Source organism: Marisediminicola antarctica, from assembly GCF_009930795.1.
Lineage (GTDB): Bacteria > Actinomycetota > Actinomycetes > Actinomycetales > Microbacteriaceae > Marisediminicola > Marisediminicola antarctica.
Genome location: NZ_CP017146.1, coordinates 733,841 through 746,533, shown reverse-complemented (window position 1 = coordinate 746,533; position 12,693 = coordinate 733,841). Strand labels below are relative to the sequence as shown.

At 69.2% G+C, this 12,693-nt stretch carries 8 protein-coding genes; 3 read left to right on the top strand and 5 right to left on the bottom strand.

What is annotated here, in order from left to right; all coding sequences use genetic code 11:
- Nucleotides 1-2 precede the first annotated feature (2 nt).
- Nucleotides 3-1,271, bottom strand: a complete 1,269-nt coding sequence (locus BHD05_RS03495; protein WP_161885201.1) for a M18 family aminopeptidase — start codon at nucleotides 1,269-1,271, stop codon at nucleotides 3-5.
- 374 nt (nucleotides 1,272-1,645) lie between these two features.
- Entirely contained in the window at nucleotides 1,646-1,813 is a 168-nt protein-coding gene (locus BHD05_RS03490) for a hypothetical protein (RefSeq protein WP_161885200.1), read from the bottom strand.
- Between the two features lie 156 nt (nucleotides 1,814-1,969).
- Between BHD05_RS03490 and BHD05_RS03485 the strand changes: the two genes are divergently transcribed.
- Entirely contained in the window at nucleotides 1,970-3,289 is a 1,320-nt protein-coding gene (locus BHD05_RS03485; RefSeq protein ID WP_161885199.1) for a GNAT family N-acetyltransferase, read from the top strand.
- Between the two features lie 75 nt (nucleotides 3,290-3,364).
- The gene (locus BHD05_RS03480) at nucleotides 3,365-3,985 is read left to right on the top strand and encodes an antibiotic biosynthesis monooxygenase (RefSeq protein WP_161885198.1); all 621 of its coding nucleotides are present in this window, start codon (nucleotides 3,365-3,367) and stop codon (nucleotides 3,983-3,985) included.
- A gap of 18 nt (nucleotides 3,986-4,003) precedes the next feature.
- Here BHD05_RS03480 and BHD05_RS03475 read toward each other — a convergent pair whose 3' ends face one another.
- Complete coding sequence (locus BHD05_RS03475) at nucleotides 4,004-7,252, bottom strand: DEAD/DEAH box helicase (RefSeq protein WP_161885197.1); 3,249 nt, start codon at nucleotides 7,250-7,252, stop codon at nucleotides 4,004-4,006.
- Nucleotides 7,253-8,003: 751 nt separating this feature from the next.
- Here BHD05_RS03475 and BHD05_RS03470 point away from each other — a divergent pair.
- Nucleotides 8,004-11,471: a TM0106 family RecB-like putative nuclease gene (locus BHD05_RS03470; RefSeq protein WP_161885196.1), complete on the top strand. Its 3,468-nt coding sequence runs from the start codon at nucleotides 8,004-8,006 to the stop codon at nucleotides 11,469-11,471.
- Between the two features lie 25 nt (nucleotides 11,472-11,496).
- On the opposite strand, the gene BHD05_RS03465 is transcribed toward BHD05_RS03470, so the two are convergent.
- Together BHD05_RS03465 and BHD05_RS03460 are read right to left on the bottom strand one after the other, a co-directional pair.
- Entirely contained in the window at nucleotides 11,497-12,075 is a 579-nt protein-coding gene (locus tag BHD05_RS03465; protein WP_161885195.1) for a hypothetical protein, read from the bottom strand.
- 202 nt (nucleotides 12,076-12,277) lie between these two features.
- Nucleotides 12,278-12,574, bottom strand: a complete 297-nt coding sequence (locus BHD05_RS03460; RefSeq protein ID WP_161885194.1) for a hypothetical protein — start codon at nucleotides 12,572-12,574, stop codon at nucleotides 12,278-12,280.
- Nucleotides 12,575-12,693 lie beyond the last annotated feature (119 nt).

The following is a 12,693-nucleotide window of genomic DNA, read 5'->3' as shown; positions in this document are numbered from 1 at the left end:
TGTCAGCCGGCCGGCGCCAGAAACGCCTCGATCGCGTCGGTGAACGCCGCCGGGTCGTCGACGCCGCAGAGCTCGCGGGCGGAGTGCATCGAAAGCAGCGCGATGCCGACATCGATGGTGCGGATGCCGAGCCTGGTCGCCGTCAGTGGCCCGATCGTCGACCCGCACGGCAACGAGTTATTCGAGACGAACTCCTGGTACCCGACCCCCGCCTGACCGCAGGCGCGCGCCCACTCGGCGGCCCCGACGGCATCCGTCGCGTAGCGCTGGTTGGCGTTGATCTTCAGCAGTGGGCCACCGCCGACAATGGGCCGATTCGCGGGGTCGTGCCGTTCGGCGTAGTTCGGGTGCACGGCGTGCCCGGCGTCGGCGGACAGGCACCACGATGCGGCGAGCGCGCGCGCCTGATCCGAGACCGAGGAGCCCTCCTTGATGCGCGCGAGCACGTCGGCCAGCAGCGGGCCGCTGGCCCCCGACCGTGTTGCCGAGCCGACCTCTTCGTGGTCGAAGGCGGCGAAGACGAGGATGTGCTCCGACTCCGTCGGCACCCGCAGCAACGCGGTCAGCCCCGCGTGCACCGAGGAGAGGTTGTCGAGCCGGCCTGACGCGAACAGGCGCGAGCCGAGGCCGAACACCGCGGGCGGTGCGGTGTCGGCGACGACGATGTCGTAGCCGGCAACGGCCGATCCACGCCGTCCGGCGAGGTGAGCGAGGTGGTCGACCACATCGGCATCCGCCGGGTCGCCGACGCCGATAACCGGGTTGAGGTGCGCCTGCGGGTCGAGCTTCAGACCCTCGTTGACAGCGCGGTCGAGGTGCACCGACAGCTGCGGGAACCGGAGGAACGGTCCGGTGCGCACGAGCGCAGTCGTGCCGTCATCGAAGACGAGCCGGCCGGCAAACTCGAGCTCACGGTCGAGCCAGGAGTTGAACAGCGGACCGCCGTAGACCTCGACCCCCGCCTGGATCCAGCCCTGCGAGGTGGTCGTCGGCTTGGGCTTGAGCTTGAATCCGGGCGAGTCGGTGTGCGCGCCGAGGATCCGGAATCCGGTGGTGGCGGTCGCCGAGGCGGGCTCGATCCAGGCGACGATGGCGCCGTCTCGGATGACGAACCGCTTGCCGGGCCCGCGCTCCCAGGGGTCCATCTCGTCGAGCGCCACGAATCCGGCGGCGGTGAGCCGGCGACCGGCCTCCTCGACAGCGTGAAACGAGGAGGGGGATGCGCGGACGAAGTCGGCGAGGTCGTGCAGGTGGGCCATCGAATCGCTCATGTGGCCATTCAAGCATCCGGCGAGGCAGGACCCGCAGACCATGCCTCCGACGTGGCGCCATGGGCAAGTACGCTAGGCGCGATCGACCCCCCGGTTGATCACGCCTAGCCCACCTGTGCACCGCCTCAGGTCGCGGCTCGCATCAACGCTGTCGCGACCCGTTTATGGCGCGAACTGAATCGAATTGTGCTCGGTAAACGTACCTTCTGTCTCGCCTTCGTGCAAACGTGAGGAAAGTCAGTCTCATCAGGGAGAACGTGAGGAAATAACCCGAAAAACATGAGCTTCGATTAGCTCATGCCTCCGCCGACAAGCTCCTGAACCGGCACACCGGGCCGGAACAACCGAACCCATCGAATCGCTCCGGTGGCCAATCACGCACCCGACGACTGTCGCGCCCCGGGAACCTCCATGCCGTCCTCGGCCCGCAAGCGCTCCAGCGCGAAGGCACCCTGGTCGCCGTGGCCGGCGCGAACGAGTAGGTGCTCGAGCGATCCCGCCGTGGTGTTGTGATCGACGGTTGCAGCCAATTGGTCTCGCATTTCCCACCTCCGACAAGCGCAAGAGATCTGCGTTTAGCAGCGGGGTCCGGACTGTAATCCTCCTTCGAGTATGCGCGACAAGCCGGTGAACGCGACGAATGCACGTGGATTCGGGTCCGTCTGCGCCGTCGACGGGCCTGCCGTTAGCCTGAAACCATGACCGAGTACCTGAGCCTTCCGATCGACGACGAATCAGCCGAACGGATGCGCGCAGGCGGGCTGCGCCTCGCACTCGTCGACACCGGCGATGCTGATGCCTTCGGGCAGTGGCTCGAGGCCGACGCCCGGGGGTTCCACCAGTCGCGGCTCTCGCCCGAGCTGCTCGCCGCCCAGCTGCGCGGCCTGACAGACCGGCGCACCTCGGCCGTGTACGACGACTCGGCCGCCGACCCATCCTCCCCGGTCTCCACGGTCAGCTCGTGGCCGGCACGGCTGACCCTGCCGGGCGGGAGCGACAGCTCGGCGTGGGCGATCAGCGCGGTCACGGTCGCGTCGACGCACCGCCGACGGGGCATTGCGAGCGCCATGCTCACCGCAGAGCTGCGCACGGCGCAGCGCCTCGGCATCGCCGTCGCGATCCTCACTGTGTCGGAGGCGACGATCTACGGCCGCTTCGGTTTCGGGCCGGCGGTTTTTGCGGCCGACTGGAAGATCAATACCCGCGCGGCGAAGTGGGCGGGGCCTATGGCATCCGGTCGCATTCACATGGTGCCACTCGAGCAGGCACGCCAAGACGGCGAGGCCATTGTGGAGCGGATTCGGCTGAACGGGCCGGGCGAGATCGACGTGCGTGGGCACCTCTGGAACAGGCTCTTCGGGCTTGCCGGCGACCCCGATCGCAAGAAGACGCTGCGGGCGGTGCGGTACGACGACGCCGACGGGGTTCCCCAGGGCTTCGCGATCTACTCGTTCGCGCAGCCGAGCGAAGACTTCTCGGCCCAGACCCTCAACGTGGAGTACCTGGCCACCGCGACGGACGACGCCTACTCGGGACTCTGGCGCTACCTGCTTGAGATCGACCTCGTGTCGACGGTCACGGCGCCGCTGCGTCGGGTGGACGAGCCGATGGTCTGGCAGCTGTCCGACTTCCGCTCCGCCAAGAAAGACGACGAGCAGGACCACCTGTGGACCCGCGTCCTCGATGTTAAGGGCGCGCTCGAGGCCCGCCGGTATCGCGCGCCCGGCCGCATCGCGCTTGAGGTGAGCGATCCGCTGGGCTTCGCGGGCGGTCGCTTTCTGCTCGACGTCGCCGCCGATGGCACCGCTGTGGTGTCGCCGCTCGAGGGCGAGGTTCCGGATGATGCGGCGGCGGTCGCGCTGGGCATCGCGGAACTGGGTGCGTTGTACCTCGGTGGCGTCTCCGCGGTGGTGCTCGAGCGGGCGGGCCGGATCACCGAGCTGCGGCCGGGATCCGCGGATGCTGTCGACGGGGCCTTCCGCAGCGCGGTGGCTCCGTGGTTGAGCATCTGGTTCTGAGTCGCGCGGCCTGAGGCGCGCGGCCTGAGCAGCGCGCGTTACCGGATGGAAACCTGCACGGCGAATACTGGTGGCATGAGCGCGCCACAAGCAGGCTTCCAATCGTCCTCCCCCGTCACCGTGTCGATCACACGCAACGTAGACCCCGACAGGGTTCCCGACGTGACCCGGTGGGTGCAGGCGGGCGTCCGGCTCGCGAGTACTTGGCCCGGGTTCCTCGGCTCCGGATGGGTACGCACCTCGGCCGACTCCCGTGAGTGGCACATGCTCTACCGGTTCCAGGATGCCGCGACGCTCGCCGACTGGGATACCTCCGCCCAGCGCGCCGAATGGCTCGAGACCGGGACCGGACTCGTGGAGGACCGTCAGGTGCGGCGGCGCACCGGCATCGAGGGCTGGTTCGACACCCCGACCGCCGCCACCGACCTGCGTGCGACACACGACGGCGCGAGCGAGGTGGCGCCACCGCGCTGGAAGCAGGCGATTAGCATCTGGCTCGGCTTCTTCCCGGTCAACCTTGCGTTCACACTGCTCGTGGTCGCGTTCGTGCCGGGTTGGGACGACCTGTGGACGCTCACCAAGGTGCTGATCACGACTGTGGTGCTCACGCCGATCATGGCGTATTGGGTGCTCCCCCTCGTGACGCGGATGCTGCGGCCCTGGCTCACCGCGCCGGCGCGGCGCCGTCGAGCCTGAGCATCCGCGCGCGCCCGCCTACTCCTCGAGCAGCCCGCGGATGTCGTCGGCCGTGAGCGACTCTCCGAACTCGGCACCGTCGTCGAGCACCGAGTCGAACAGCTGCGCTTTGCGCTGCTTGAGCGCCATGACCTTCTCCTCGATCGTTCCCGCCGCGACGAGCCGGTAGACCATCACGTTGCGGGTCTGCCCGATGCGGTGGGTGCGGTCCACCGCCTGCGTCTCGGTCGCCGGGTTCCACCACGGGTCGAGCAGGAACACGTAGTCGGCCTCGGTGAGGTTGAGCCCGAATCCGCCGGCCTTGAGGCTGATCAGGAACACCGGAGCCACCCCCGCCTTGAACCGCTCCACGATCTCGGAGCGCCGCGTGCTCGACCCGTCGAGGTAGCAGTACTCGATTCCAGCAGCATCCAGCCGCGCGGCCGCCTTGCCGAGGAACGACGTGAACTGGCTGAACACGAGCGCCCGGTGCCCCTCGGCGACGACGTCGTCGAGCTGTTCGAGCAGCGCGTCGAGCTTGCTTGAGCCGATGCCCGCGTATTGCTCGTCGATGAGCGAGGGGTCGAGGCTCAGCATCCGCAGCAGGGTCAGCGAGCGGAAGAAGATGATGCGGTTGCGGTCGATGTCGTCGATGAGCCCCATGAGCTTCTGCCGCTCCCGCTGCAGGAACGTGTCGTAGAGCTGCTGGTGGGCTGGGCTGAGATCGATTCGCAGCTCCTGCTCCTGCTTAGCCGGCAGCTCGGTCGCGACGAGCGCCTTCGTGCGGCGCAGCATGAGCGGGCGGATGCGACGGCGCAGCCTCGCCAGCGCCTCCGGGCTGCCGCCGTTCTCGATCGGGTTGCGGTACTGCTCGGTGAACAGCCGCGCAGACGGGAACAGGCCTGGCGCGGTGACCGCGAACAGCGACCAGAGCTCGAGCAGGTGGTTCTCCATCGGCGTGCCGGTGATCGCGAGCTTGAACGGCGTGTCGAGGTCGCGTGCGCACTCGTGCAGCCTAGAGGCGTGGTTCTTGACGAACTGCGCCTCGTCGAGGATCAGCCCGGCCCATGCGCTCGCCTGGTACACCTCGAAGTCCAGCCGGAAGATCGTGTACGAGGTGACGACGATGTCCGCCCCCTCGACGGCCTCCGCGAGCGCCGTGCCGCTCGTCGCCTGAGTGCTGCCGATCGTGCGCACGACGAGGCCGGGTGTAAAGCGTGCGGCCTCCTGCGCCCAGTTCGCGACGACGGATGCCGGGGCGACGACGAGAAACGGTGGCGCTCCACTAGCGGGCGGGGGCCCGGCCGAGGACGCGGCATCCGGCGAGCCCTGCGACGCGGCATCCGCCGAGCCCTGCGACGCGGCATCCGCCCCCTCCCGCGCGTGAAGGATCAGCGCGAGCGCCTGCAGCGTCTTGCCCAGCCCCATGTCGTCGGCGAGGATGCCGCCCAGCCCGTGCCGCCAGAGGAACGCGAGCCACTCGAAACCCTGCACCTGGTACGGGCGCAGGGTGGCGCGCAGTGCGGTCGGCAGCGGCACGGCATTCACGGTCCCCTGCGCGCCGAGCGCCGACACGGCCGCGCGCCAGCTCGCGGCCTGCTCGGTCTCCTCGGCGAGATCCTCGAAGTCCGACCAGAGGCTCGCCTGATAGCGGCTGATGCGCACCCCGGTCTCCCACTCGGGCAGCGCGCGGGCCTCAGTGATGAGCTCGAGCAGCTTCTCGAAGATCGGCTGCCGCAGCGAGAGGTAGCTGTGGTCGATGAGCAGCAGCTTCGCCCTGCCCTGCGCGAGCGCCCGGAAGAGCGGGCCGAACGGCACGTCGTGCCCGTCGATCGTGACGACGACGCCGAGGTCGAACCAGTCCCGGTGGTCGCTCTCGACGGTGCGGAAGGTCAGGCGCGGCGTCGCGGTGAGCTCCCGGTAGTCGGGGCGCTCGCCCAGCACGTCGACCCGCACGCCGTCGAGGGCCTCAAGCGCGGGTAGAGCGTGGGCGCAGAATTCGGCGGCGTCGATGCCGCGCAGGATGCCTGTGGACAGCGTCGGCGTCACGGCGGCCTCTGGCGCGTAGTCGAGGGCGGATGCCGCGAGCTGCCGGCCGGTCCGGTCGAGGAGGTCGTGTTCGGCGGTGGTGTCTCGCTCGGTGTCGGATGCTCGCTCGGTGTCTGATGCTCGCTCGGTGTCTGATTCTCGCTCGGTGTCGGATGCTCGCTCGGTGAGCGCCGGCAGCGGCATCCGCCTCGCCTCTCGACCCTCGGCGTATTCGAGGTGCCAGGCAAGCCGCAGGGTCTGCTTCGGCTCGAACGTCGCGGTGAGTACGAGCACGGGGGCGGCGGGCGCAGGGAATTCGACCGAGGCGTCGGAGCTGGTGATCGAGATCGAGCGGCGCATCCGCGGGTAGTAGGCGTCGAGGAACTCCTCGACCTCCCCTGCCGGCACGGTCAGCGTGCGCGCCTCTCCCACGAGGCGACGCTGCTCCGGCGAGAGCCGCCCGCGCGTCGGGGCGAGCATGAAGGCGGCGCCGCGGTTGGGGGCCGCGGCCCGACCTGTTCCGGGCCCGGTGCTCCGGCTCGGCGCGCCCTCGACTCCGACCTCGTAGCAGTAGACCCCGTGGTCGCCGATCGTCGCGGTCGACGCGATGTTGCGGCTCACGGCGTCGATCGCGATGCGCGGGACGAGCTGCAGTCCGGTCGCGGTGGGGGCAGGAGCGGCAGAGGCCTCGGCATCCGCCCCCGAAACGGGGGCTTCGCGCACGGCATCCAGCGTCACCTCCGCCTCGGCGCCCACGAGCACGCTCACCCCCTTGGTAGTCGACACGAGCTCGATTCCGAGCCGCTGTGCCTCGCCGAGCAGGTGCCAGAGCAGCGGGCTCGCGAAGTCGTCGAGGTAGAGCCAGTCGACCTCCTGGCCGAGCTGAGCCTCGGTGCTCGCACGATGCAGCGGCACGAACTGGCAGAACCAGCGATGCTGCTGCGGCTCGAGGGCGAGACGGTTCAGTTGATGGGTGACGTTCGCCCAGGTCAGGGTCGACTTTGTCCATCCGGTCGTGCCGCTGCGGATCACTGGGCGCACGGCAAGCCGGTAGTCGAAGTGGCCGGTCCAGGTTGGAGCGGCCTTCTTGGCGGTCGGTCCGTTCCAGCGGTCCGGGGTGCGCGGGGTCAGCTCGCGCAGCTCGAACTGCAGCGCCATCGCCGTGCGACCGCGTATGCCCTCAGGGGGATGAGCCCCGGATGCCGCCGACTCACTAGCGGTAAGCGCCTCGAGGGCCGCCTTCCAGGAGGGCTTCGGCATCCGCCAATGCTCTCACGATGCGCAGTGACGGTTGAGCAGGTCGCGCAGGTCGCGCAGGTCGCGCAGGTCGCGCGCGGGTAAAAGTTCGCCGACTCCGGACTAGTGGTCGCTCCCCAACAGAGACGAGCAGCCACTACTCCGTACTCGGCGCTGTCCTTCAGCCCGCGACCTCCCCGCGACACCACGGGCGGGTTCCAACACACGCATCCGAGCACGCTGCTCAACCAGCACGAGTCGCAGGTCGCGCGCGGGCAAAAGATCGCCGACTCCGGACTAGTGGTCGCTCCCCAAGAGAGATGAGCAGCCACTACCCCGTACTCGGCGCTGTCCCTCAGCCCGCGACCACCCCGCGACACCACGGGCGGGTTCCAACACACGCATCCGAGCACGCTGCTCAACCAGCACGAGTCGCAGGTCGCGCGCGGGCAAAAGTTCGCCGACTCCGGACTAGTGGTCGCTCCCCAAGAGAGATGAGCAGCCACTACTCCGTACTCGGCGCTGTCCCTCAGCCCGCGACCTCCCCGCGACACCACGGGCGGGTTCCAACACACGCATCCGAGCACGCTGCTCAACCAGCAGATCGCGCAGGTCGCGCAGCTCCCGCAGGTCGCGCGCGGGCAAAAGGTCGCCGACTCCGGACTAGTGGTCGCTGCCCAACAGAGACGAGCAGCCACTACTGCGTACTCGGCGCTGCTTCCATCGGTCTCGCCCTCGCTCGGCAGTATCAGTGGTGCGCGATAGCGTGGCCAGCATGTTCCTCCTGGATGACCGCGTCGTCACAAGCGCAAGCGATCTCACTACTGCGTCGCACTGCGAATTCGCGTTTCTCCGTGCTCTCGACGCCAAGCTCGGCCGTACCCCCAAGGTCATCGAGAAGCCGGATGCGATGCTCGCCCGAGCCGCAGAGCTGGGCGGTGCGCACGAGAAGCGCGTGCTCGAGGCGTTCAGGCTGCAGTTCGGCGCTGGCGTAGTCGAGATCGCGAAGCCCGCGCACAACCGCGGCGCGTTCGAGGCCGCCGCCACCGCGACCGAGCGGGCGTTCGCCGACCGCGCCGACGTCGTCTTCCAGGCGACCTTCTTCGATGGCACCTTCCTCGGGTTCGCCGACTTCATCGTGCACCTCGGCGACGGCGTCTACGAGGTGCACGACACCAAGCTCGCGCGCTCGGCGAAGATCACCTCTCTGCTGCAGCTCGCCGCGTACGGCGACCAGCTGCACCGGCTGGGTGTCACCACGGGCGAATCGGTGCGACTCGTGCTCGGCGACGGTCGGGTGAGCGAGCACCGGCTGCGCGACATCCTTCCGGTCTACCTCAACCGTCGCGCCCGGCTCACCCGGCTCGTCGAGGAGAGAGTTGCCGACACCAACGCGGTCGCTTGGGGTGACGACCGGTACAGCGCCTGCGGCAAGTGCGACACCTGCACCCCCGAGGTCGAGGCCAGCCGCGACGTGCTCCTCGTCGCCGGGATGCGGCTGACCCAGCGGGGGCGACTGCGCGACGGCGGCATCACGACGATCGAGCAGCTCGCCGCAGCATCCACCCCCGTCGTCGGCCTCGCGGAGGCGACCCTCGCCTCGCTGCGCGCGCAGGCGAAACTGCAACTCGACGGCGCCCTGAGCTACGACGTCTTCAACCCGTCGGCGCTCGCCGCGCTCCCGGAGCCCGACGCGGGCGATATCTTCTTCGACTTCGAGGGCGACCCCCTGTACAGCGAGAACGGCGGCCCCGAGTGGGGGATCGACTATCTGTTCGGGCTGGTCGAGGCCCCACGGCCGGACGGGTCCACCCCGTTCCGCGCATTCTGGGCACACACCCACGAGGAGGAGCGCCAGGCCCTCAGCGACTTCCTCGACTACCTGCGGGAGCGCCGACGGCAGCATCCGGCCATGCACATCTACCACTACGCCTCCTACGAACGCACCCACCTGCTCTCGCTCGCCGCCCGCCACGGCGTCGGCGAGGACGACATCGACGACCTGCTGCGCGAGCACGTGCTCGTCGACCTGTACCCGATCGTCAAGAAGAGCCTGCGGGTCGGGTCGCGCAGCTACTCGATCAAGAAGCTCGAGCCGCTCTACATGGGCGACCACCTGCGCCACGGGGTCGACAACGCGGCCGACTCGATCGCCGAGTACGCGCTCTCCCGAGAGCTGCTGGCGAAGGGCGAGACGGATGCGGCGAGCGCGAAGCTCGCCGACATCGCCGACTACAACGAATACGACTGCGTCTCCACGCTCCGGCTGCGCGACTGGCTGCTCGCCCGCGCCGTCGAGGCCGGCACCGCGCTCGCGTCGCCCCAGGACCTCGAACTCGACCCGGCGTTGATCGAGAACGTGGTGCGCGAGCCCAGCCCCGTCTACCTCGCCCTCGCGGCTGCCGTCGCCGAGATCCCCCCGGTCGACCGCACCGCCGACGACACAGCTATCGCACTCGCCTCCGCCGCGATCGACTACCACCGGCGCGAGGGCAAGAAGTTCTGGCAAGAGCACTTTGACCGGCTGCGCAACCCCGTCGAGCAGTGGTGTGACACCCGCGATGTTCTCGTGGTCGATGCCGGCATCACGACCGTGCACCGCGATTGGGGCCTCGCGCCTCGCGCCCGCAATGAGTCCCGCGTGCTCGCGATTCGCGGCGAGCTTGCCCCCGGCAGCTCCCTCAAGGTCGGCCACAAGCCCTACCTCGTCTACGACGAGCCCTTCCCGCCGATCGAGCAGAGCAGCGAACCGGGCGCCAGGTACGCCCATGCCCGCGCCGAGATCACCGGCATCGAGGACGACGTCTTCTACCTCACCGAGCGGCTCGCGAACGGCGCACCGGCCTACGACGAGATGCCGATGGCGCTGACCCCCGGCACCCCGCCCAACCCCGGCACCCAGGTCGAGGCGATCGCGGAGTGGGGCGAGAGCGTGCTCGATGCCCTGCCTGGGATGCTGCCTGATGCCGCGCTCGACATCCTGCGCCGCCGTTCGCCCCGCGGCGAGCTCGCGACGCTCGCCGCGATCGCCGCCGATTCGCGCGGCGGCGAGATCACCGCGGCGATCCGCGACAGCCTGCTCGGCATCGACCACTCCTATCTCGCCGTGCAGGGTCCCCCGGGAACCGGCAAGACCTACACCGGATCCCGGGTGATCGCCGACCTCGTTGTGAACCACGGCTGGCGGATCGGCGTGGTCGCGCAATCGCACGCGACGGTGGAGAACATGCTCGAGGCCGTCGTGAAGGCGGGGGTCGACAAGCACCTGGTCGGCAAGAAGCCGAAAGACAAGACAGACCCCACGGCCGTGCCGTGGACGCGACTCGATCCGAAGGACTTCGCGACCTTTACCGCGCAGGAGGGCTTCGTGCTCGGCGGAACCGCCTGGGATTTCAGCAACCCGACCCGCGTGCCCCGCGGCAGCCTCGACTTGCTCGTCATCGACGAGGCCGGCCAGTTCTCGCTCGCCTCGACGATCGCGTCGGCGGTCGCCGCGACCCGGATGCTGCTGCTCGGCGACCCGCAGCAGCTTCCCCAGGTCAGCCAGGGCACGCATCCGGAGCCCGTCGACGTCTCCGCACTCGGCTGGCTCGCCGACGGCCACCAGGTGCTGCCGCCCGAGTTCGGGTTCTTCCTCGCGAAGACCCATCGGCTGCATCCGGCGGTCTGCGCCCCCGTGTCGCGCCTGTCCTATGAGGACAAGCTCGTCTCGGTGGCCGTCGATCGGCACCTCGACGGGATCGACCCTGGGCTGCATCCGGTGCCCGTGCACCACATTCTCAACTCGACCTCGTCGATCGAGGAGGCGGACCGGGTCGTTGAGATCGCGCGATCGGTGCTCGGGCGGCCATGGGCCACGGGCCACCGCGCGGGCGAGGCTGCTACCCCGCCGGTGCCCCTCAGCGAGGGCGATCTGATCGTGGTCGCGCCATACAACGTGCAGGTCGATCTGATCCGTCAGCGGCTGCACGATGCCGGGCTCGGTCAGATCCCCGTCGGCACCGTCGACAAGTTTCAGGGTCACGAGGCGGCAGTCGCGATCGTGTCGCTCGCTGCGTCGTCGGCCGAGGAGGTGCCACGCGGACTCGAGTTTCTGCTGATGCCGAACCGGCTCAACGTCGCGATCTCCCGCGCCCAGTGGGCGGCGTTCCTGCTCTACTCGCCCGCGCTCACCGAGCACCTGCCCACCAACATCACGGTGCTCGCCCGGCTCAGCGCGTTCATCGAGCTGGTGCGCTCCTAGGGCCGCCCGCCGGGGTGGTCGGCTCCTAGGGCCGCCCGCCGAGCAGCGCCGGAATGTCGATCGTCTCGAGCTCGTTGAGACGCTCGAAGCGTTTGATCAGATAGTCGGGCTCGTGCTCGAAGTCCTGGGCGATGAGCCGCGAGGTCAACGCCTGGGCGATCTCGTCGCCCGCATCGACGCGCGCCGACTCGACCAGTGCCGCGACCCGCTCCCCGTCGACCGAGACGGCGCGCAGCGCCCTCGCCAGCGCCTCGTAGACGCGGCGCCGGAGGGCGAGCTGCCGCACGTCGCCGCGGCGGTAGTCGCCGAGCGATTCGGTCCAGCGCAAGTTCAGCAGTTTCTTGCGGGCCCGAATCACGCGCCGGGCATCCGCCTCGTTCTGCCGGGCGAATCGGCACAGTTCGTCGCGAGCGACGCGGGCGTAGTCCTCCGCGCTGAAGTCATTGTGCTCGCGCAGGGCGCCGACGATTATGCGGTTCTTGACCGCCATCCGCGCCGCGAAGAGCGACATGATCAGACCCTCTTCGACGATCTCGTTGAGTGTCGGATGCCCGGGTGCCGCCGTCGGGCGATCGCCCCGGCGCGCGTCGCGCAACGCTCGCATGCCGAGCCTCATAACCGTGCCACTTTCTGAACCTTCCGAGCTGTTCGCCGAGTACACCATGATTTTAAGCTGCCGCGGCAAGCTGGACAGCACGTAAACAGGATCGCCCGTAACGCGCGGAGGTGCCGGCCGGGAATCGGGTGGCGCCGAACTTCTTCGATCGCCCCGCGCGAGGGCTCAGCCTCGCCCGGTCAGGCCGGGCTCACTCCATGTCGTCCGCGGTGGTGACCCGGTTGCCAAGGATCAGCGCGTTCGGGTTGTGCTGGCTGGGTCCGGCGGACGCAAGCCGAGCGTGGTCCGACTCGTGCTCGTCTGAGTCGCTCGGGTTGCCGTGCGCTGTCGTTCCCGGAGACAGGGACCCCTCGACCAGCAGGGCGCGCTCGTCGAGGCCGTCGGTGCGCCCGGAGCCCACGGTGCGCTCGCCCTCCGGGGCGGTCTCGTCGACGATGCCCGCCTCGGTGACGTCGCCCACGTTCTCGTCCCAGTTGTGATTGCTCATATCAGTACGATATGCAGTCCGGGGCGCGACAGCAGCCCCTGAGTGGGGTGCGCCGCACCGCTCACAGCCGGAACTCTTGAGCCAACTGGGTATCCAACACAGGAGAATCGGCGACTCGC